Source organism: Pseudomonas sp. R3-52-08 (genome assembly GCF_003851745.1).
GTDB lineage: Bacteria > Pseudomonadota > Gammaproteobacteria > Pseudomonadales > Pseudomonadaceae > Aquipseudomonas.
In genome coordinates, this window is the sequence record NZ_CP027730.1 from 2,561,531 (window position 1) to 2,582,827 (window position 21,297).

The following is a 21,297-nucleotide window of genomic DNA, read 5'->3' on the forward strand; positions in this document are numbered from 1 at the left end:
ATGCGCGAATTTCTAGTATTCCAATCGCTGTGGGCGATGCATACCGAACCCGGCCCGCTCGAGGCGCAACTGGATCGAATCGCCGCCGCCGGTTTCGATGGCGTCACCGATCATTACTGGAAGGCGGCCGAGGTTGCACGCCTGCACGCGGCCGCCGCCGCACGGGGTTTGCAGATCGAAGGCCAGCTGTTTCCGCAATCGGTGGATGACCTGGCGCGCGCACTGGAGGTGATCAGCCGCTACGGCTGTCATCACCTCACTCTGCAAGCCGACGTGCGCCCGCGTACCCAGGCCGAGGCGGGCCGGTTGATCGACGGCTGGCAACGCCTGGCCGAGCAGGTGGCTTTCCCGATCCTGCTGGAAACCCACCGTTATCGCCTGACCAGTGACCTGTTGTTCACCCTCGACCTGCTGGCGCAAATGCCTGACCTGAAACTGCTGGCGGACCTGTCCCACTACGTGGTCGGTGGCGAATTGCCCGAACCTGGCGCCGCCGACGACGATGAACAGATACGCACGATTCTGCACCATAGCTGGGGCTTTCATGGGCGCGTAGCCAGCAGTGAACAGGTGCAGGTGGCGCTGGATTTCCCCCAGCATCGAGCCTGGGTAGAACGCTTTCTCGGCTGGTGGCGCTACGGAATCGAGGACTGGTTGGCCCGCCCGAACACCCCCCAAAGCCTGTCCTTCACCTGCGAACTCGGCCCGCCGCCCTATGCGATCACCGGCGCGGATGGCCGGGAACTCAGTGATCGCTGGGCTGAGGCGCTCACCATGAAAACCCTGGTTCGCAACCTATGGAAGCAGTGCCTGGACGATCAACTCAGCAGCCCGGTGCTGACCGCCCCAATCAAAAACACCCCCAGCAGCGCGCGGTAGATCACGAACGGCCAGGTGGAGAAGCGTTCCAGAAACTTCATCAGGCCCCAGATCGCGAAAAACGCCGAGATGCTCGCCACCACCAGGCCGAAGAGCAAGTGCGGCCAGGCGTGGGCGGGCAGGTCGGCGTGCAGCAGCACCCACAGTTCTTTCAGGCCGGCGAGGGCGATGGCGGGCAGGCCCAGCAAGAACGAAAAGCGTGCCGCTTCTTCGCGTTTGAAATTCAGGAACAGCGCGGCGGTCAAGGTCGAGCCCGAGCGCGAGACCCCGGGAATCAACGCGCCGATCTGGGCGATGCCGACGATCAACGCATCACGCAAGCGCATTTCGCTCACCTCGCGGGTGTGACGGGCGCGCAGTTCGGCTGCCGCCAGTAATATCGCCATCACCACACAGGCAATACCGATCACCATCAGCCCGCGCAGCGGCGAGTTGCAGGTATTCAAGGTTGACGACAGCGCCAGGCCGGCGATGCAGATCGGGATGGTCGCCAGCACAATCGCCACCGCCAGCTTGAACCAGCGGTCGTTGTAGTCACCCCGGCGTACGGCACTGATGCTGCCCGTGGTCACTTGCTGCACATCGCGCCAGAAGTAGCTCACCACCGCCGCCAGCGCCGCCAACTGCATCGCTGCGGAAAACGCCGAGCCAGGGTCTTGCCAGCCAAGCAGTGCCGGCACCACGCGCATGTGCGCGGTGGACGACACCGGCAGCAATTCGGTAATGCCCTGGATCACACCCAGGATAAAAATCTGCAGGTAATCCAGGGAGGCAAACCCCACATCCAGGCCGGCGGAGCAGACGTTAGTCAAAATACGTGTCCTTGAAAAAAGGGAGAGCCGGCGAAGTTTATTCTAAATGTTTCTGGATTTCGGCCAGGGGCCAGGGCTATTTGCAATCGGTTCAGCCAATAGAAAGGTTGGGCAATGTATTGGCCTTGCCAGCCGATTTGTGAACAATGGCGCCCTGCGTTTTTTCACCGAGAGCCCCATGCCTGAAACCACTGTCGAATTGATCCAGACCGGCCCTGAACACGCCGAGCTGATCCGCAATCTCTACCAGTACTACGCCTATGAGTCTTCAGATTGGGAGCAGGAAGATGTCGAGGCCGATGGCCGTTTCTACATCCACGACGAGCACCTGGCCCGCTATTGGCATGACCCGCAGTGGAGCGCCAATCTGTTATTGGTCGACGGCTATGTGGCCGGCTTCCTGCTGATCGAAGGCAGCGAACTGCCAGGCATCGATGCCCTGGAGCTGGCCGACCTGTTCATCCTCAAGCGCTACCGCCGCAAAGGCATCGGCCGCGCCATCGCCACCCAAGTGCTGTGCAGCGGCGAGGCCAATTGGCTGGTGCGGTTTTATGACCAGGACGAAGTCTCCCAGGCGTTCTGGCGCACGGTGCTGGATAACCTGCCGCGCCCGGTGCAAACCCTCGAACTCGAGGATGAACCGCACTTGATCAGCTACCTGGTGACCCACGCTTCACTGCATTGAGCGGCCATGGGCCTGGGCGGGGCTGAACAACACCTGCTGCATCGCCTGCGGTGGTTGCCCGAAGGCTCGCAGGAACGCCTGGCGCATACGCTCGCGATCTCCAAAGCCGGTCTCGCGGGCCACCACTTCGACCGGGTGGCGACTGGTTTCCATCATCGCTCGCGCCGCCTCCACGCGCAGCGCCTCAATGGCCTTGGCCGGCGTTTGCCCGGTTTCTTCGCGAAATACCCGGCTGAACTGGCGCGGGCTGAGACGGGCGACCTCGGCCAGGGCTTCCACCGACAGGTCGTGGGTGAGGTTTTCGCGGGCGTAGGCCAGGGCCAGTTGTACGCGGTCGGACTTGGGGTCCAGTTCCAGCAGGGCCGACAGTTGCGACTGTTCACTGCCGCGCCGTTGTGCGATCACCAGCTTGCGCGCAATGCGCCGGGCCAGGTCGCTGCCCAGGTCGTTTTCGACCATGGCCAGCGCCAGGTCGACCCCGGCGCTCATGCCGGCGCCGGTCCATACCTGGCCGTCCACCACGAATAACTTGTCTTCTTCCAGGCAAATATCCGGGTAGCGCTTGCGAAACGCCGGTGCGTGGATCCAGTGAGTGGTGGTGCGCTTGCCTTCGAGCAACCCGGCTTCGGCCAGCACGAAAATACCCATGCACAATGAGGCCACGCGGCGCGATTGCGCGGAGGCGGCCTTGACCATCTCCAACAGATTGGCTTCCGGCAGGCGAAACTCCAGGTAGCCGCTGACGATCAGCGTGTCGTAACCCTGCGGCCTAATCGGCGCGGTGTTCACCGAAAAACCCTGGGACGTCATCACCGCGCCGCCGCTTTCCGATACCAGGTGAAACTCATAGGCCGGCTCGCCCCGCAGCAGGTTGGCGCACTCGAACACCGAGCCCAGGCTGAGGCTCAAGGACTGGAAATTCGGGTAAACCATCAACGCAACGCTGTGCATCGGCATTCTCCAAGGGGCGCGGGAGAGGCGATTGTCGGCGCGTGCCAGGTAAACGGCAACTGCCTTTGGCCGATGGCCGGAATCCTTGCGCATATGACATTGTGAGCCTGCGCCTGCGGCCCTAACATTCCTCCAACGAACTAGACGACTGGTCTAATCGGCAGGGGCGAAGCATGAACAGCGAAACCAGAAGTGCACGGCAGACCATTCTTGAAAGTGCGCAAGCGATTGTGGGCAGCAAGGGATTTTCCGCGGTGGGATTGAACGAAATACTTCAAGCCGCCGACGTGCCCAAGGGTTCGTTCTATCACTACTTCAGCTCCAAGGACGCCTTCGGTGTGGTGTTGCTCGATACGTATTTCGATAACTACACACAATCCATGGAGCAGTTGTTCAGCCAGGCGCACTTGTCTGCATACGCCAAGCTGATGCGCTACTGGCAGGCCTGGATCGACAACCACACCGGCTGCACCGACGCCGGAAAATGCCTGGCCGTCAAACTCGGCGCCGAAGTGTCTGACCTTTCAGAGCCGATGCGCCTGGCATTGCAGCGCGGCACTTCACGCACCATCGAGTTGCTCGCCCTGGCGTTGCAGCACGGTGTGCAGGACGGCTCGCTGATGATCGGGCAACCCCCCGAAAGCCTGGCGCGACGCTTGTATGCGTTGTGGCTGGGAACCAGCGTCATGGGCAAGATTACCCGTACCACCGCGCCGTTCGATGAGGCGCTGGGGCTGACCCGACAGTTGTTGGGCCACCCCGAAAACCCTGTTAATCACAACGATCGAGGCACTGGAAAATGAAAGTATTAATGGTACTGACCTCTCACGACCAGCTTGGCGATACCGGCCGCAAGACCGGCTTCTGGCTCGAAGAGTTTGCCGCTCCCTATTACGTGTTCAAGGACGCCGGTGCCGATGTAGTGCTGGCATCGCCCGCCGGTGGTCAGCCGCCGCTGGACCCGGTCAGCGATCAGCCGGACTTCCAGACCGACCAAACCCGACGCTTCGCCGCCGACCCGGCCGCGCAACAGGCCTTGGCCACCACGGTGAAACTGGACTCGGTCAACGCTGCCGACTTCGACACCGTGTTTTACCCAGGTGGCCACGGCCCGCTGTGGGACCTGGCCGAGTCGCCGGTGTCCATCGCACTGATCGAATCGTTCGAGCGTGCCGGCAAGCCTGTCGGGTTTGTCTGCCATGCACCGGGTGCCTTGCGTCACGTCAAGGCGGTCAACGGCGAGCCATTGATCAAGGGCCGTCGCGTCACCGGGTTCTCCAACTCCGAAGAGGCGGCAGTGGAATTGACCGAGGTGGTGCCCTTCCTGATTGAAGATGAATTCAAGAAGTTGGGTGGCAATTATGAGAAGGGCGCTGACTGGCAGTCTTTCGTGATCGTCGATGGCTTGCTGGTGACGGGGCAGAACCCCGGCAGCTCCAGCGAAGTAGCCAAGGCGCTGCTCAAACTCACCGCTTAATTTTAATAACCGATTGATGCGTTGGCGGCTCGCGAGAGTCGCCAGTGTTTTCGTTCGTCCTGAATTTGGAATATCCATGGCTCATCCATTGAACACCCCAGTAAAACTGGGACATCACACCTTGAACAACCGCATCGTGTTGCCACCCCTGACGCGCCAGCGCAGTGCCCAGCCCGGCGATATCGCCACCGACTTGATGGCCCGCTACTACCGTCAACGCGCCAGCGCCGGTTTCATGGTCAGCGAGGGCACCCAGATCGAGCCGCGTGGCCAGGGTTACGCGTGGACGCCGGGGATCTACACGCCGGCGCAGATCGACGGCTGGCGCAAGGTCACCGAGGCGGTGCATGCCGAGGGCGGGGTGATCTTCGCCCAGTTGTGGCATGTGGGCCGCGTATCCCATAACGCCTTGCAACCCGACGGCGCCGCGCCGGTCGCACCGTCGGCGATCCAGGCCCTGCAGGCGAAGGCGTTTATCGAAACCGCGCCGGGTGCCGGCGAGCTGAAACAGCCCCCGGTACCCCGTGCTCTGACGGTGCTGGAGATCGAGGAACTGGTCGGCCACTACGCACAGGCGGCGCGCAATGCGTTGGACTCAGGCTTCGACGGGGTGGAGATTCATGCGGCCAACGGCTACCTGGTCAACCAGTTCATCTCGGCCCATTCCAACCAGCGTGAGGATGAATACGGCGGCTCACTGGACAACCGCCTGCGCTTTCTGCGCGAGATCGTCGAAGCCGTCTGCCGCGTAGTGGGTCCGGAACGTGTGGGCGTGCGCTTTTCGCCTTTGTTCAGCGGCACTGACCAAGATCGCGTGTACATCGGCCTGGTGGAAGAAGACCCGCACCACACCTACATCGAAGCGATCAAAGTGCTGGAGCAGTCGGGTATCGCCTATGTCTCCATCGCCGAAGCCGACTGGGATAACGCCCCCGTCCTGCCGCACAGCTTCCGCCAGGCCGTGCGCAGCACCTTCAGCGGGCGCATCATTTACGCCGGCCGCTACACCGCTGAACGCGGCGCGCAACTGGTACAGGCGGGGCTGGCGGACCTGATCGCGTTCGGGCGCCCGTTCATTGCCAACCCGGACCTGCCGCAAAGGATTTTCAATGGCTGGCCGTTGAATGCGTTGAAGGCTGAAGGGCTGTATGGCGGGACTGAGGCGGGGTATGTCGATTATCCGGAATATGCCAAACCGGACTGAGCTGAGCGTTACCCCTGTAGGGGAGGGCTTCGCCCTCCAGCGGGAGCAAGCTCCCTCGCCACAGGGGCGTGAAGGGTTTATTCGACGCGCAACACAATCTTGCCGATATGGTCCCCGCCTTCCATGCGGGCGTGGGCCTGGGCGGCGTCAGTGTATTCATACACCTTGTCGATGATCGGCAGGCAGCGCCCCTCGCTCAGCACCGGCCAGATATGTTCACGCAACTGCTCGGCAATCGCGGCCTTTTCTTCGCGGGTGCGGGCGCGCAATAGCGAACCGGTGATCACCGCGCGTTTGCCGAGAATGGTCAACAGGTCCACATCATTGGCCTTGCCGCCACCGAGAAAGCCCAGCATCACCAAATGGCCGTCCATGCCCAGGGCCTTGAGGTTGTTGTTGAGGTAGGAGGCCCCCATGATGTCGAGGATCACATCAACGCCCTGGCCGGCGGTCTTCTCGGCGATGACCTGGGCAAAATCTTCCTCGCGATAATTGATCGGCTGCGCGCCGAGCTTGGCAATTGCTGCGCATTTTTCGGCGCTGCCAGCGGTGGCGAAGGCCTGGATACCGAATTCCTGGCAGAGCATCAAGGCGGTAGTGCCGATGCCGCTGGTGCCGCCGTGGATCAAGGCGCGTTCGCCGCTGCAGGCGCCGCCCAGACCAAACAGGTTGGCCCAGACGGTGAAGAAGGTTTCCGGCACGGCAGCGGCTTGAATCCAGTCCATGCCTTCGGGAATCGGCAGCGCCTGGCTGGCCGGTACCGCGCAGAACTGCGCATAGCCGCCGCCATTGGTCAGGGCGCAGACCTTATCGCCGAGCGCGAATTGATCCACGCCTTCACCCAGCGCCACCACTTCACCGGCCACTTCCAGGCCGGGAATCGGGCTCATGCCGGGTTTCATCGGGTACTTGCCGGCCCGCTGCAAGGCGTCGGGGCGGTTGACCCCGGCCGCATGCACGCGAATCAGGATCTCGCCCGGGCCGGCCACCGGTACGTCTGCACGTCGCGGTTGCAGCACTTCGGGGCCGCCGGGGGCGGTGATTTCGATCAGGGTCATTTCTTGAGGCAGGGTCATGAAGGGGTTCCTGTGACGATGAGCGTATGGGTTGGGACCGTGGCGAGCGGTCGACGGTTCAGCCAGATCATGCCCGCTTCCAGCAACAGTGCAACCACAATGGCGCCAGCCGCGATCAGGAACAACAGCCCATGCTGGCCGCCACTGCCATTGAACAGCGCCGAGTAGGCAAAGCCGGCGAGCGCCTGGAAGGTGGCAAAAGACACTGTCGCCCGGCTCCAGGCGATTTGCTGGGGGTGATGCTCGGGGATCAGTTCGTGGATTCGCGCCAGCGCCAGCGGCACAATGCCCGGCGGGAACGAGCCGAGGATCAGCGCCAATACGGCAAGGGCCACGAACGAGCTGGAGACCGCCAGCGAGCCCAATGCAATCGCCTGTATCACCAGCACGACGCGAATACTCAAGCGGGCACCGAGGGTGTCGGCAAAAAATCCGTAGGTCACCGGCCCGACGATGGCGCCCAGGCCATACATCACCCAGACCCTCGCCCCGACATGCGCCCCGGCACCCAAGCCGCGTGCCACGTAATCCACCAGGAACACCATGGCCGGCACCAGGCCCGCCGCCATGAAGGCGTATTGCGCGAACAGCAGGTACACCGCTGCCGGTGTCGGCGCTTTAGCCGTTGGCGGCGTTGCCTCCTGCAGCGTGCCGTTGGGCCAGGCGAACCAACTGGCGGCGGTCAGCACCAGGGCCAGCAGGCCCAGGCCGAACCAGGTCTGCTGCAGGCCCAGACTCAACAACGGCGGCACGATTGTGCCGGAGCCGGCGATACCCAAGCCGATGCCGAGGAAGATCGCACCACTGGCCACGCCACGACGCGGGGCCGGAACATGCGGCAGCACGGTCGCCGCCACCAACACCATGATCGCGCCGCCGGCGATGCCCGACAGCAAGCGCCAGGCGAAGAACCACAGCACCGACAACGGATAGCCACAGGCGAAAAACGCCAGGGTCACTGCCACCATCATCAGGCGCAGCGCCGTTTTGTTGGAAGTCGCTCGGGCGATGGGCCGTCCGATCAGCGCGCCCACCAGGTAACCCACCAGGTTCGCGGCGCCGAGGTAGACCACGTCGCTGGCGGAAAACCACTGGGCCTGGATCAGCGAGGGGATCAACGGCGTATAGGCAAAGCGCGCCAGGCCGATGCTGACCAGGCTAGCGCAGAGCCCGGCAAAGATCGGTAACCAGACGGCGTTTCGGGATGAAACCTGTGTGTGCAGCATGATGGCGGTCCTGGATATTTTTCTGTGGCGGTCAGCATAGCCAGGTTTGCTGATGCAATAATGCAGCGAATTTGCGGCGCGTTGATGCGTTTATGCAGTGGGGGTAGTGATGAATTGGGACGATGCGCGAGTGTTCCTCGCGGTTTGCCGGGAAACCACATTACGTGGCGCGGCTCGGGTGCTGGGCGTGGACCAGGCCACGGTCGGGCGGCGGATCAACGCCTTGGAAAAATCCCTCGGCGCGACGTTGTTCCTGCGCACTTCCGAGGGCTATGCCTTGACCGCCGTCGGCGAAGCCGCGTTGCTTTCGGTGGAAAAAATGGAGCGTTCGGCCCTGGAGTTGCAGCGCCAGATACAAGGGCTGGATGAGCGTCTCACCGGCACCGTGCGCGTCAGCACCACCGACTCGTTGGCCATCGACTTCCTGATCCCGGCCATCGCGCGTCTGCATGAGCAGCACCCGGACGTGCGCGTGCAGTTGGACGCCTCGACCCAGTTCCTCAGCCTGGCCAAGCGTGAAACCGATATCGCCGTGCGTAACATCCGCCCGGACAATCCGGACCTGATCGCCCGGCGCATCGCCCGCTGGCCGGTGGGGCTGTTCGCGGCGCAGTCCTATATCGATCGCCACGGCGTGCCGGAACCCGGCAGCCTGTTCGAAGGCCATGACCTGGTGGTGTATCAACCCTACCTGCAAAGCCAGAAAGACTTGACGCTGCTCTGCGAACCGTTGGGGCGCGGGCGGATTGTGGCAGCGTTGAGCTCCAGCCTGCTGGTACGCCGCGCGATTGCCGCTGGCATCGGCATCGGCGAGATTCCTGTGTACACCGGCGAACGCGACGGCCTGGTCCGCCTGTGGCCGCAGCGCACGCGACCGTTGCCCTATGACGTCTGGCTGGTAACCCACGCCGACCTGCGTCATACCGCACGGGTGCGGGTGGTGATCGATGAAATCGTCGCGGGTTTTTCAGTGTCACCGGTCTAAGGTCAGCACACGCCTGCAAGCCCATCGTCGCGGCCAGGGCCACACTGGCGGTCGGTCATTTCGACGGACACAGGTGGCATATGAACGAAACCAAGAAACAAGATATCGGGCTGTTGTTCCTGCGGGTCAGCGGGGCGCTGTTTTTGCTGTGGGTGCATGGATTGCCGAAACTGCTCAACTACAGCGACCAGTTGAAGCTGATCGAAGACCCGTTTCACCTGGGCGCGCCGCTCACCTTGCTGCTGGCCATATTTGCCGAGGTGCTGTGCCCGCTGCTGATCATCGCGGGGGTGTGGACGCGCTTGGCATGCCTGCCGATCCTGGCGGTGCTGGTGATCGCGCTGCTGGTGGTGCATCCGGAATGGACGCTGTTCGAAGGGCAGTTTGGCTGGCTGTTGATGATTATCTTCACCAGCATCCTGATTGCGGGGCCGGGGAGTCTGAGACTGGGGCAGCGACTTGCCTGAATAGTAAAGGTGATTCAACTGTGGGAGGGGGCTTGCTCCCAATAGCGGTGGGTCAGTTATCAGTACGCTGACTGAACCACCGCTATCGGGAGCAAGCCCCCTCCCACAGGGGTTACTCAGCGGTTCAGGAAGGCCAGCAGGTCTTCATTGAGCTGCTGGGTGTGGGTGGCGGCAAACCCGTGGGGCGCATCTTTGTACACCTTCAGTTGCGCGCCCTCGATCATCTGGGCGGCAACTTTGCCAGTGGTTTCGAACGGCACGATCTGGTCACCGTCACCGTGGATGACCAGGGTCGGCACGTCAATTTTGGCCATGTCCGGGCGGAAGTCGGTCTGGGAGAACGCGGTGACGCAATCCACGGTGGCTTTCAGCGAGGCTTGCAGCGCGATCTGCAGGGTCTGGGTGAGCACGCCCTCCGAGACTTTCTGGCCCTTGTTGAGGCCAAAGAACGGCGTGTTGAAATCGCTGATGAATTGCGCGCGGTCCTTCAACAGGCCGGCCTTGATGCCATCGAAGACGTCGTTGGGCACGCCCTGCGGGTAATCGGCTTTCTGCCCGAAGATCGGCGTCACCGCACCCAGCAATACCAGCCCGGCGACCCGCGCGCTGCCATGGCGCGCGATATAGCGGGCCACATCACCGCCACCCATGGAGAAGCCCACCAGGGTCACGTCGTTGAGGTCCAGGTGGTCGATCAACTGGGCGATGTCGTCGGCGAAGGTGTCGTAATCGTTGCCGGTCCACGGCTGGTCAGAGCGGCCAAAGCCTCGGCGGTCGAACGCGATTGTGCGAAAGCCACGGCTGCTCAGGTATTCCATCTGGTATTCCCACATGTCGGCATCCAGCGGCCAGCCGTGGCTGAACAGCACGGGTTTGCCGCTGCCCCAGTCCTTGAAGTAGATCTGGGTACCGTCTTTGGCAACGAATGTGCTCATCTGAAACTCCTGTGTCTGCATGAAAAGACTGGGTAAAAAATCCGCCTTGTTACATCGCGAAAAGCCTGCGCCAAAAAACCAAGCCGGGCTTGTATCGGTGTGCTTGCCTCAATTACCAACTGAACTTGAGCTCCATGCCCAGGTAGTTGCTGTCGTGCCCGCCGGCATCACGCAGGGTCTGGCCGACCGCGTAGTGCACGGCTTCGACCGCGCCGCTCAGGTTCGGCGTGAAGGCGTAGTCGGTTCTCAGCTGACCGTAGGCACCGGTCCAGCGTTCACCCTGGCCCGCAGTGCCGGCGACCGGCACGCTGGGCTGGGTGTAGACCGCATCCGCCGTGGTTTGCCGCCACAGCAAGCCGATGGCGGTTTGCACGCTGAGCTTGGCGATAGGCTTGACGGTGATCGATGGCTTGACGTGAATCAGGTTGCTGTAGCCGGTATAGCCCGCCAGGGAGAAGTAGTAGCCGTTGGGAAACAGCGGGTTGAAGGTGCCGACGGTGCCGTCACCGGTTTTGCGATCGCCCGAGGCGATGTCCAGTTGCAGGCCCAGGCGCGGCTTCCACGCCAGGCTGTCGAAGGTGTAGCCGGTGCGGCTGCCGCCGGCCCAGGCGCGAATGTCTTTGTTGCCCACCGAGCCGCCTTGCAGCATGGCTTCGATGTCCCAGTCGAAGCCCTGGGCCGCGCCACCCAGGCGCGCATCCAACAGCTGGCGCGTTTCGTCGCCATCGGCGTCCAGATAGTGCGCCGCGCTGCGCTCATACACGCCGTAGTAGGCCGACAGCTCATTCGTGCCGCTCACCAGGCGCTCGACCCGCAGCATATGAAAACGCGCGTCACTGTTGGACTTATCGTCGAAATGCCGGCCATCCTGGTACTGCACCGGTTGGCTGGCGATCCCGATAAAGCGCCAGTTTGGCGTTTCCCAGTCGGCCCACAACGCATCGAACGACTGCCGCACATTCGGGCCGTCCCGTGACGAAATGAAGCGCTGCAAGTCGAAGGCAAAATCCTGGCGACCGATACGGCTCTTGAACGTGCCGCTGCTGAAGGTGTTCACGTATTCGGCGAAGGCCAAGCGCAAATCCACGCGGTTCTGATCGGCGCCGCCCAGGGTGGTTTTGTCATAGGCGCGCACGTCTTCGAGCTGGGTGAACACGCGCCAGTGTTCATTCAAATGCAGGTCGGCATGAACCTGGAAGCGTTGGATCAGGTAGCGATCACGGGCCACGTCCTTCACGCCGAAACCGCTGGCGTCATTCATCTCGAAACGCTCGCGCAAGGTCGCGCCCAGGGACAGGTAGGTGTACGGGTTGGCGCCCGACAGCGGGATGTACTTGAGGGTGTCCAGCGGCTGCGTGCGCAGCGCCGGGTCCTTGAGCACCGACCAGTCTTCCTGCCAGCGATTGGCCTTGATCGCCGGGCGGCTCGGTGGGTCGTCGGCGTGGACGCTGCCGACGAGCAGCGGCCACAGCACGGCCAGGCTCCAGCCTGTATGACGGATCATTTTTTCGCGGTGAGCTGGTGAATTTCCGCCACATAACCGCCGGGGAATTCGACCACTGCACTGCGCCGGCCTTTGCTGTCGAACGCCGGCACCAGCACCTTGGCGCCAGACCCGCTGGCCTTGCCGAGGGTGGTGGCCAGGTCGCTGACTTGATAGCCGGTGGTGTCGTGGCCGAACGGGTAGGGCAGATGGCCATTGGTGACCAGCACCGCCATGCGCCCGAAGGCTGACTCGATCTCGACCCGACGGTACTCGCCGCCCGCTTGGCCGACATCAGCGGCGGGGGCGTGCTTGTCGTCGTTCACTATGTTGCCGTGGGAGAAGCCGAGGAACGCCTTGATAAAGCGCTCGGCGCTGTCATTGGACACATACACGCGGTTCTCCGGAACCGCCTCGAACGCCGCGTAGTCCGGGGCCTTGGTGTGCCAGTAGAGCTGCATGTTAACGCCGCCCGGCCACTGCACCACGGCATCACGGCCGATGGGGTCGGGAAAATCGCTGACGATCACATCGGCGCCATTGTCCCGCGCCGCCTTGAGGGCTATGTCCATGTCCTTGACCAGATAGCCGTTGCGTTCCTGACCGAACGGGTGCGGCACGGGCGTGGTGAAGCCGAACAACGAGACCGTGCCCGCCGGGGTCTGCAGCAATTGCGAAGTAGTGCTGCTCGGCACCGGCAGCACATTCACCACCACTTGGGGCGTGCTTTTGCCGCCGAAGGTAGCCAGGAAACTCTGGGCGAAACGGTCGACATCGGCCGGCGCGACATACACGTGGCTGGTGTCGTATTGCGGCGCCACGGCGACGCTTGGGGTGGCCGCCAAAGCGCTGTTTATCATGGCGCTTGCCAACAGCGTCAATGCTACGGATACCTTGATTGCTTTGTTACGCATGCCCATTCTCCAGCGCTTCTACGGGTTCGAAAGCCGTGAGGTTAGGGGGCAGGCGCCATTGGGAATTGTATGGACGTGCTCGGTTGAACGTTTCAGCGGCCAGGCGTGTCCACCGAACTCTTCCGTCAGATCACACAGGTGAACGAAATGGCCAAGACTTACAGCTATGCCGCTCGGGACTCCAAGGATTCGCTCAAGCCCTTTACCTTCGAGCGCCGCGCCCCCGGCGCGGATGACGTACAGATCGAGATTCTTTATTGCGGGGTATGCCATTCCGACCTGCACACCGCCCGCAACGAGTGGAACAACACCCTGTACCCGTCGGTGCCCGGTCATGAAATCGTCGGCCGTGTGACGGCGGTCGGCGCCAATGTGAAGACATTCAAGGTGGGTGACCTGGCGGGTGTCGGTTGTATGGTCGACAGCTGCCAGCAGTGCGCATCCTGTGCCGAGGGCGAGGAGCAGTATTGCGAGAACGGCTTTACCGGCACCTATAACGGCCCGCTGTTCGGTGGCGAGAACACCTACGGCGGCTATTCGGACAACATCGTGGTCAAGCAGCAGTTCGTGCTGCGCATCTCCCACGATGATTCGAACCTGGCGGCGGTAGCGCCGTTGCTGTGTGCCGGGATTACCACCTATTCGCCGCTGCACCACTGGAAGGTCGGGCCGGGCAAGAAGGTTGGGGTGGTCGGGCTTGGCGGGCTTGGGCATATGGCGGTGAAGATTGCCCACGCCATGGGGGCACATGTGACGTTGTTCACCACTTCACCGAACAAGCGTGAGGATGGGTTGCGTTTGGGTGCTGATCAGGTGGTGGTGTCGAAGAATGCCGATGAGATGGCCAAGGTGGTCAACAGCCTGGACTTTATCCTCAATACGGTGGCTGCGCCCCATGACCTTGATGCTTTTATCAGCTTGCTCAAGCGTGATGGCACGATGACGCTGGTGGGTGCGCCGGACAGTCCGCATCCGTCGCCTGCGGTATTCAACCTGATTTTCAAGCGGCGCAGTTTGGCGGGGTCGTTGATTGGTGGGATTCAGGAGACCCAGGAGATGTTGGATTTTTGTGCCAAGCACGGGATTGTTTCTGATATTGAGATGATTGATATCCAGGGGATCAACGAGGCGTATGAGCGAATGCTCAAGGGGGATGTGAAGTATCGGTTTGTGATTGATATGGAGAGTTTGAAGAAGGAAAGTCAGACGGCCTGATGACTGTGCTGGGGTGGGGGTGACCGGGTACATATCCGTTATTTAGGTCGTGGCTGCTGGCGGTTCCGCTCTTACAGCCAGCCCTTTCAAGGTCTTTGATAAAATCCCGCAAAACTCCGATCAGGGTGACGAAAGCGATGTGGGCAGAGGTTCTAGCGCGGTTTGAGAAAAAAGCACCGACCAGTGTCATGACCAGAGTGGTATTGGAGCAGGCTGTTCCTGCTGAGTGGGTCGACCAGGTGTTCGAAGAGCACCGTCAGCGGCAGTACCCACGAGAGCTTTTGTTTTCAACCATCGTTGAACTGATGTCCCTTGTTTCATTGGGTTTGCGACCTTCGCTGCATGCCGCCGCGCGACAGATGGAAGATCTTCCTGTCAGCTTGGCGGCGCTGTATGACAAGGTCAGTCGTACAGAGCCTGCGCTACTGCGCGCCCTGGTTACCGGTAGCGCAGAGCGTTTGGCACCGACGATAAAAGAACTGGGGCACACAGCCATTTTGCCTGGCTGGCAACTACGGGTCGTTGACGGTAACCACCTGCCTTCCAGCGAAAAGCGTCTGGGCGCTTTGCGCCGTGAACGAGGCGCCGCCCGGCCTGGTTTTTCCGTTGTGGTTTACGACCCCGATCTGGACCAGGTCGTTGATCTTCAGCCTTGTGAAGATGCCTATGCCAGCGAACGCGTCAGCGTGCTGCCGTTGCTGGAAAAGGCCAACGCGGGGCAACTGTGGATGGCTGATCGACTCTACTGCACGCTCCCAGTCATGGAGGCCTGCGAAGATACCGGGGCCTCGTTCATCATTCGCGAACAGAGCAAACATCCACGCCTGCTTAAGGAAAGCGACTGGCAGCTGCCTGTTGCGGTCGCGGCAGGCAGCGTGCGTGAGCAAATCATCGAAGTAAAAGGTGGACGCCAGTGGCGGCGAGTCGAACTGAGCCTGCAAAACCCCACCGAATCCGGCGACACCACGCTGCTGTTCTGGAGCAACTTGCCCGACTCTATCAGTGCTGAGCAAATCGCCGATTTGTACCGCCGTCGTTGGAGCATCGAAGGGATGTTCCAGCGCCTGGAAGCGGTGTTGGACAGTGAAATCGAAACCTTGGGCAACCCTAAGGCAGCCCTGTTGGGATTTGCATCGGCCGTGCTGGCTTACAACGTTCTGGCCGTGCTCAAACGCAGCGTCGAACAAGCTCATCGCCAAACTTTGCCCGACGATTGGGAGGCATCGATTTTCCACCTGACGGTGCAGGTACGCAGCGGTTACGAGGGAATGCAAATAGCCTTGCCAGAATATTTATCCATCCCTATCCCCGCAGCGGGGCTGGCTCAATATCTGCTTGCACTTGCTCGAAATATCCAGCCCAAAGCGGTCGTCAAGAGCAAGCGAGGGCCGAAGGTGCCTAAACCCAAGGAATGGCTGGAAGGCAAAGCCGCGAATGCCCATGTGTCGACGGATCGGGTGCTCAAGGCCGCTAAAATCAAAAGACCTTGAAAGGGCTGGCTCTTACAGCGGGTCACTTTTGGAAGGACCCAAAAGTAACCAAAAGGTCCTCGCCCCACCACTCGGCACCTCGCCTGGGCTCGGTGTGCCCGAACGCAGGCTTGAATCCGTGGGCCGCCGCCATGCGCCATCCATGGCGCAGGGCGGCTAACCCGGCGTCCTGCCGGGTTACCCACGGATTCAAACCTGCGTTCGGCCAGCGTGGTTGACGGGGCGACTGAGATCAAGATCCAAAGCAAGAGCAAGAGCCAGATCAAAAGATTGCTGACTTCGTCAGCGTCTAAGGAAGTAGAAGCGACACCGCGCACGCTTCAATGACCAGGTCGGCTTTAAGGCCGCCTCGCTTTGTTTTTGATTTTGCTTTTGATCTTAAGCGCCCCGTTAAACCACGCTGGCCGGAATTCGATAGGGATTTGGGGGGTAAACCGGCAGGACGCCGGTTTAGCCGCCCCGCGCCATGGATGGCGCGTGGCGGCGGCCCCCCAAATCACTGTCGGATTACGGGCACACCGAGCCTAGGCGAGGTGCCGAGTGGTGGGGCAAGAGCCTTTTGGTTACTTTGGGGCTTTTCCAAAGTGACCCGCCGTCAGGGCGGAACCCTAAGCCGCCGTTACCTAAATAACGGATATGTACTCGGCCAATTCCAAAAAAATCCCGGCCAACCTCAAGCCACCATGATGATCTTCGACACCAACTCCACCACCGTCTTGGCCTGCAACTTCCTCATCAACCGCGCCCGATGCACCTCCACCGTCCGATGCGAAATCCCCAATCGCAGCGCAATCTCTTTGGACTTGAGCCCATTGACGATGTGCATGGCAATCTCCCGCTCCCGCGGCGTAAGGTCGCCCGTGCCTTGATGGGTGCGGTCCAGCCGTTCGAAGTGCCAGATCATCAACTTGAACGGATCCCTGGGCGTGAGCGTGTAGCCATGGGACCTGGCCCAGAACACTTCGCCATTGCGATGCTGCATGAAGCGCTCGTCGGAATAAAAACCGCTGTCGCTGTCGAGCAACCACTCATGGCTGCGCTTGCCAATGGCGTGGTAGTCGGCCTGGGACGGGTAGATCAGCAGGGTCAATTGATTGACCAACGTCGCGTGGGTGTAGCCGAACAGGTTCAGGAACGCGTCGTTGCAGTCGATGATCACGCGGTTGCTGGTGACCAGCTGCGGCGCGGGGGACAGCTTGAACGCCAGGCGTTCAAGGTTCTGGAATGGCGGGGTAATCACAGTCATGGGCATCCTGCCTCGTTATTCAACTGATTGGCGGACTACTTATCCATGTAAGTAGTTACACGAATTGGCCCGCGACCAGAGGTGGGTCATTGTAGGGAAAGTCCGGTTCAAGAACAGAAGAAATTGATTATGCCTGCTGATTGCGTGTCTATCGTTGCCGCTGGTCATTCGCGTTTTGGTCGCTTGGAAGGTACCACGCTGGAAGATCTGATTGTTCAGGTCACGCGTGAGGCCTTGAGCGATGCTGCCCTCGATGCGGCGCAAATCGACGCGCTGTTCCTCGGCCATTTCAATTCCGGGCTGGTGCCGGATGGGTTTGCCGCGTCGTTGTTGCTGCAGGCCGACCCCGGGCTGCGCTTCAAGCCGGCCACACGCTGTGAGAACGCCTGTGCATCCGGTTCGGCGGCGATCCAGGCCGGCGTCAATGCGATTCTCTCCGGCAGCGCCGAATTGGTGCTGGTGGTGGGGGCCGAGAAAATGACCCATACCTCCACGGCCGCCGTCACCCAGGCGCTGGCCGGCGCTGGTTACCAGAACGATGCGGCCGAAGCCGGCCTGAGTTTCCCGCAGTTGTTCGGCCGCGCCGCTCGCCAATACGCCGAGCGCTACCATTGCCCGCTGGGCTCGATGGCAGCGATTGCCACCAAGAACCACTCCAATGCCATGGTCAACCCGTTGGCGCAGATGCACCGCGAGATGAATTTCGAGCACTGCAATAACGTGTCCCAGAGCAACCCGTTCGTGGCCGAGTCGCTGCGCCTCACCGATTGCTCGCTGATCAGTGATGGCGCTGCGGCGATTGTGCTGGCGTCGCCCAAGCGTGCGCGGGCGTTTCGCCGCGATGTGCAGATTCGCGCGATGACCCAGGTCAACGACACATTGCCCATCGCCCAGCGCGACATCCTGGCGTTTGAAGGCCCGCAGCGGGCGATTCATTCGGCGCTGCGCGGGGCGAATGTGACCCTGGCCGACCTGAGCTTCGCCGAGGTGCATGATTGCTTCACCATCGCCGAACTGCTGATCTACGAAGCCATGGGCCTGGCGCCCAAGGGCGAGGGGCACCGTGTGCTCGACAGCGGCGTGGTGCGTGCGGGCGGGCGTTTGCCGGTGAACCTTTCCGGTGGGCTCAAGGCCAAGGGCCATCCCGTCGGCGCGACCGGCGTTTCGATGCATGCCCTGGCATTCCGGCAACTGACCGGCGAGCCGATTGGCCTGGCGGTGCCCAACGCGGAGTTCGGCCTGGTATTCAACATGGGCGGTATGGCGGTGGCCAACTACGCTTCGGTCCTGCACGCGCGTCGGTACTGAACCATGAACATTGCCAATTGGTTGCACGACACCCAGCGTCGCGACCCGCAACGCCCGGCACTGTTCGACGGCGCCCGGCAAGTGGCCGACTACGCCACCTTCGCCGCCCATGTGCGCCAGCGCGCCGCGCACCTGGTCGACCAGCACGGCTTGCAGCCAGGGGACGCGGTGGCGGTGCTGATGAAAAACAGCTGCGACTATCTGGAGTTGCTCTACGCCATCTGGTGGATGGGCGCGGTGGCGGTACCGATCAATGCCAAGCTGCACCCGACCGAGGCGGCCTGGATCGCGGATAACGCCGAAGCACGCTTGATCTTTACCGATGGCGGGCGGGTGTTTTCATCGCGGGATTTGCCTGCGCGCTGCACGGAACTCGACGGTCACGTGCTCCCGCCGAACCAGGGCTGGCCAACCCTGGAGCAACCGGTACCACGCCAGGACAACGACCTCGCCTGGCTGTTCTACACCTCCGGTACCACCGGGCGTTCCAAGGGGGTGATGCTGTCCCATGGCAACCTGATCGCCATGTCGTTGTGCTACGCCACCGACGTCGATCCGGTCAGCGCCGACGATGCCGCGCTGTACGCCGCGCCGATGTCCCATGGCGCCGGGCTCTACAACTTTATTCACGTACGCTGCGGCGCGCGGCATGTGGTGCCGGCGTCCAACGGTTTTGACGCCGCCGAGTTGTTCGGGCTGGCGACAGAGCTGGGCAGCGTTTCACTGTTTGCCGCACCGACCATGGTCAAGCGCATGGTCGAGCAGGCACGGCAACAGGGCTATCACGGCGAAGGCATCAAGACCATCGTCTACGGCGGCGGCCCGATGTACCTGGCCGACTTGCGCGACGCCGTCGACACGTTCGGCCCCCGCCTGGTGCAGATCTACGGCCAGGGCGAGAGCCCGATGACTATCAGCGTGTTGCCCCGTGGGCTGATCGCCGATCGCCAGCGCGGCGACTGGGCGACCCTGGCCGCGTCCGTAGGCTACGCGCAAGCCTGCGTGGAAATCCGCATTCTCGATGCCCGCCACCGACCGTTGCCAACCGGCGAGCGCGGTGAGATCGCGGTGCGCGGCGCCACGGTGATGCAAGGCTATTGGCGCAATTCGCAGGCCACCAGCGACACCTTGTTTGAGGGTTGGCTGCTCACCGGTGATATCGGCTTTCTCGACCCCGCCGGCTACCTGACTCTCACGGATCGCTCCAAGGACGTGATCATCAGCGGCGGCAGCAATGTATACCCACGCGAAGTCGAGGAGGTGCTGGCCCAGCATCCCGAGGTCTTCGAAGTGTGCGTGGTGGGCGAGCCGGACCAGCAATGGGGCGAGTCGGTGGTGGCGTTCGTGGTGACGCGCAGCGGCGAGCCCCTCGACGAAGGCGAGCTCACGGCATGGTTTGTGGCGCGCATGGCCTCGTTCAAAAAACCGAAAAAATATGTGTGGCGCAGCGATTTGCCCAAGAACAGCTACGGCAAGGTCCTCAAGACCGACTTGCGGCAGTGGTTGAAAGCAGCGACTATCGCCGCGCTTTAGCACGGATCGACCAACAGACAAGGAGTCCCCCCGATGGGCAATCACGCGCAAGACACCGTCCGCAAACGCCGCCGCGCGTTTCTCGGTGCCACCTCCGGCCACTTGATCGAGTGGTATGACTACGGCGTCTACGGCTTTCTTGCCGTGTATATCGGCCAGGCGTTCTTCGTTTCCGACGACCCCACTACCAGCCTGCTGGCCAGTTTTGCCGCGTTCGCCCTGAGCTTCTTCATCCGCCCGTTGGGCGGGCTGTTCTTCGGCCCGCTGGCGGACAAGATCGGCCGGCGTAAAACCCTGATCATGGCGCTGGTGATGATGACCGGCTCCACGGTAATGCTGGGCCTGCTACCGACCTACGCCACCCTCGGCATCGTCGCCCCGATCCTGCTGATCCTGGTGCGCTGCGTGCAAGGTTTCTCGGCGGGCGGTGAAATCGGCACGGTGACCAGCTTCATTTCCGAATACGCCGGCCCTGGCCGACGCGGCTTTGCCACCTGCTGGCTGATGGTCACCGCGGTGCTCGGCCTGCTGCTGGGCGGCGCTGTGGCCAACGGCATGACCTGGGTGCTGGGCGCCGAGGTCATGCAGGAATGGGCCTGGCGCGTGCCGTTCCTGATCGCCGCGCCCCTGGGCTTCATCTCCATGTACATCCGCCTCAAGCTTGAAGACAGCCCTGAGTTCCTGGCCTTGCAACGCGCCGGGCAAACTTCCCGTGCGCCCCTGCGCGAGGTCTGGCAGTGGAAGCGTGCCATCGCCCTGGTGTTCTTCATCATCACCTTGCACAGCTCGATCTTTTACCTGGTCCTGACTTTCGCCTCGACCTACATGGCCAAGATTCTCAAGTTCGACAGCGGCACCACCTTGCTCTATGTGTTCGTCGCCAGTTTCTCGGCGGCCTTCGTCATGCCGTTCGGTGGCGCATTCACCGATAAATACGGGCGCAAGCCGTTCCTGATGGTGGTCGGCACGCTGGCGACCCTGGCGATGTTCTGGCTGTTCAAGATGGCCCCGACCGCAACGCCGGCGACGTTCTTTGCGCCGTTGATGGCGGTGGCGATTCTGTTCGGCCTCTATGCGTCGTCCACCTATGCGCTGATGAGCGAACTGCTGCCCACACGCATCCGCTCCACCGGGATCGCCGTGGCGTACAACGTGCCGGTGGCGGTGTTCGGCGGCAGCGCGCCGCTGATCTCCACCTGGCTGATCAAGGTGACCGGCGACATCACCTCGCCCTGGTACTTCTACGTGGCGACCGGGGTGGTGTCGTTGATTGCCCTAGTGGTGCTGCGCAAGGAGGACTTTGTGGCCAGCGCCAGCCCGGCGGCGGTGCCTGGGGGAGCGGCATTGGCCTGAGGGCGTTGCATCGGCGCGCTGACTGCGCCAGGCTTGGCAGCCTCATCCCTTCGGAATG

General features: G+C 62.0%; 20 protein-coding genes. 12 read left to right on the forward strand and 8 right to left on the reverse strand.

Going from position 1 to position 21,297, the window contains the following annotated elements; genetic code table 11:
- A complete protein-coding gene (locus C4J91_RS11855; protein WP_256681678.1) occupies positions 1 to 879 on the forward strand; it encodes a sugar phosphate isomerase/epimerase in 879 nt (292 codons plus the stop codon).
- On the opposite strand, the gene C4J91_RS11860 is transcribed toward C4J91_RS11855, so the two are convergent.
- Entirely contained in the window at positions 819 to 1,691 is an 873-nt protein-coding gene (locus C4J91_RS11860) for an undecaprenyl-diphosphate phosphatase (RefSeq protein WP_124362489.1), read from the reverse strand. The genes C4J91_RS11855 and C4J91_RS11860 overlap by 61 nt on opposite strands.
- Before the next feature lie 178 nt (positions 1,692 to 1,869).
- Here C4J91_RS11860 and C4J91_RS11865 point away from each other — a divergent pair, with 178 nt between their 5' ends.
- Positions 1,870 to 2,376, forward strand: a complete 507-nt coding sequence (locus tag C4J91_RS11865) for a GNAT family N-acetyltransferase (protein WP_256681679.1) — start codon at positions 1,870 to 1,872, stop codon at positions 2,374 to 2,376.
- Here C4J91_RS11865 and C4J91_RS11870 read toward each other — a convergent pair.
- Positions 2,365 to 3,327 (reverse strand): GlxA family transcriptional regulator, encoded by a 963-nt coding sequence (locus C4J91_RS11870; protein WP_124362491.1) that lies wholly within the window; start codon positions 3,325 to 3,327, stop codon positions 2,365 to 2,367. The genes C4J91_RS11865 and C4J91_RS11870 overlap by 12 nt on opposite strands.
- Positions 3,328 to 3,500: 173 nt before the next feature.
- Between C4J91_RS11870 and C4J91_RS11875 the strand changes: the two genes are divergently transcribed.
- The 3 genes from C4J91_RS11875 (at position 3,501) to C4J91_RS11885 (ending at position 6,008) form a co-directional block, all read left to right on the forward strand.
- Positions 3,501 to 4,130 carry a TetR/AcrR family transcriptional regulator gene (locus tag C4J91_RS11875; protein WP_124362492.1) on the forward strand — a complete coding sequence of 210 codons (630 nt, stop codon included), beginning with the start codon at positions 3,501 to 3,503 and terminating at the stop codon, positions 4,128 to 4,130.
- Positions 4,127 to 4,804, forward strand: a complete 678-nt coding sequence (locus tag C4J91_RS11880; RefSeq protein ID WP_124362493.1) for a type 1 glutamine amidotransferase domain-containing protein — start codon at positions 4,127 to 4,129, stop codon at positions 4,802 to 4,804. Before C4J91_RS11875 ends, C4J91_RS11880 begins: the two co-directional genes overlap by 4 nt.
- A gap of 76 nt (positions 4,805 to 4,880) precedes the next feature.
- Positions 4,881 to 6,008 (forward strand): alkene reductase, encoded by a 1,128-nt coding sequence (locus C4J91_RS11885; protein ID WP_124362494.1) that lies wholly within the window; start codon positions 4,881 to 4,883, stop codon positions 6,006 to 6,008.
- A 77-nt stretch (positions 6,009 to 6,085) separates the two neighbouring features.
- Here the strand turns inward: C4J91_RS11885 and C4J91_RS11890 are convergent, their stop codons facing one another.
- Positions 6,086 to 7,084 carry an NAD(P)H-quinone oxidoreductase gene (locus C4J91_RS11890; RefSeq protein ID WP_124362495.1) on the reverse strand — a complete coding sequence of 333 codons (999 nt, stop codon included), beginning with the start codon at positions 7,082 to 7,084 and terminating at the stop codon, positions 6,086 to 6,088.
- The gene (locus C4J91_RS11895) at positions 7,081 to 8,310 is read right to left on the reverse strand and encodes a YbfB/YjiJ family MFS transporter (protein WP_124362496.1); all 1,230 of its coding nucleotides are present in this window, start codon (positions 8,308 to 8,310) and stop codon (positions 7,081 to 7,083) included. The genes C4J91_RS11890 and C4J91_RS11895 overlap by 4 nt, the downstream gene beginning before the upstream one ends.
- A 109-nt stretch (positions 8,311 to 8,419) precedes the next feature.
- Between C4J91_RS11895 and C4J91_RS11900 the strand changes: the two genes are divergently transcribed.
- The gene (locus tag C4J91_RS11900) at positions 8,420 to 9,295 is read left to right on the forward strand and encodes a LysR family transcriptional regulator (RefSeq protein ID WP_124362497.1); all 876 of its coding nucleotides are present in this window, start codon (positions 8,420 to 8,422) and stop codon (positions 9,293 to 9,295) included.
- 80 nt (positions 9,296 to 9,375) lie between these two features.
- Entirely contained in the window at positions 9,376 to 9,762 is a 387-nt protein-coding gene (locus tag C4J91_RS11905; protein WP_124362498.1) for a DoxX family protein, read from the forward strand.
- 116 nt (positions 9,763 to 9,878) lie between these two features.
- Here C4J91_RS11905 and C4J91_RS11910 read toward each other — a convergent pair whose 3' ends face one another.
- The 3 genes from C4J91_RS11910 to C4J91_RS11920 all read right to left on the reverse strand — a co-directional run bounded on the left by C4J91_RS11910 (position 9,879) and on the right by C4J91_RS11920 (position 13,094).
- The gene (locus C4J91_RS11910; RefSeq protein WP_124362499.1) at positions 9,879 to 10,697 is read right to left on the reverse strand and encodes an alpha/beta fold hydrolase; all 819 of its coding nucleotides are present in this window, start codon (positions 10,695 to 10,697) and stop codon (positions 9,879 to 9,881) included.
- A 112-nt stretch (positions 10,698 to 10,809) separates the two neighbouring features.
- Positions 10,810 to 12,201, reverse strand: a complete 1,392-nt coding sequence (locus tag C4J91_RS11915) for an alginate export family protein (RefSeq protein ID WP_124362500.1) — start codon at positions 12,199 to 12,201, stop codon at positions 10,810 to 10,812.
- Positions 12,198 to 13,094, reverse strand: coding sequence for a VOC family protein (locus C4J91_RS11920; RefSeq protein WP_124362501.1), 897 nt, complete (start codon positions 13,092 to 13,094; stop codon positions 12,198 to 12,200). Before C4J91_RS11920 ends, C4J91_RS11915 begins: the two co-directional genes overlap by 4 nt.
- Before the next feature lie 147 nt (positions 13,095 to 13,241).
- On the opposite strand from C4J91_RS11920, the gene C4J91_RS11925 reads away from it, so the two are divergent.
- The gene (locus C4J91_RS11925; RefSeq protein WP_124362502.1) at positions 13,242 to 14,309 is read left to right on the forward strand and encodes an NAD(P)-dependent alcohol dehydrogenase; all 1,068 of its coding nucleotides are present in this window, start codon (positions 13,242 to 13,244) and stop codon (positions 14,307 to 14,309) included.
- Positions 14,310 to 14,497: 188 nt separating this feature from the next.
- On the forward strand, positions 14,498 to 15,799 hold the full coding sequence (locus tag C4J91_RS11930; RefSeq protein ID WP_124362503.1) for an IS4 family transposase: 1,302 nt from the start codon (positions 14,498 to 14,500) through the stop codon (positions 15,797 to 15,799).
- A gap of 673 nt (positions 15,800 to 16,472) precedes the next feature.
- On the opposite strand, the gene C4J91_RS11940 is transcribed toward C4J91_RS11930, so the two are convergent.
- Complete coding sequence (locus C4J91_RS11940; protein WP_124362504.1) at positions 16,473 to 17,045, reverse strand: PAS and helix-turn-helix domain-containing protein; 573 nt, start codon at positions 17,043 to 17,045, stop codon at positions 16,473 to 16,475.
- A gap of 129 nt (positions 17,046 to 17,174) precedes the next feature.
- On the opposite strand from C4J91_RS11940, the gene C4J91_RS11945 reads away from it, so the two are divergent.
- From C4J91_RS11945 to C4J91_RS11955, 3 genes are read left to right on the forward strand one after another with little or no spacing between them, the layout of a single operon-like run.
- Positions 17,175 to 18,353 (forward strand): acetyl-CoA acetyltransferase, encoded by a 1,179-nt coding sequence (locus C4J91_RS11945; RefSeq protein WP_124362505.1) that lies wholly within the window; start codon positions 17,175 to 17,177, stop codon positions 18,351 to 18,353.
- 3 nt (positions 18,354 to 18,356) lie between these two features.
- The gene (locus C4J91_RS11950) at positions 18,357 to 19,886 is read left to right on the forward strand and encodes a class I adenylate-forming enzyme family protein (RefSeq protein WP_124362506.1); all 1,530 of its coding nucleotides are present in this window, start codon (positions 18,357 to 18,359) and stop codon (positions 19,884 to 19,886) included.
- A gap of 33 nt (positions 19,887 to 19,919) precedes the next feature.
- Positions 19,920 to 21,239 carry an MFS transporter gene (locus C4J91_RS11955; RefSeq protein WP_124362507.1) on the forward strand — a complete coding sequence of 440 codons (1,320 nt, stop codon included), beginning with the start codon at positions 19,920 to 19,922 and terminating at the stop codon, positions 21,237 to 21,239.
- Positions 21,240 to 21,297: the final 58 nt, after the last annotated feature.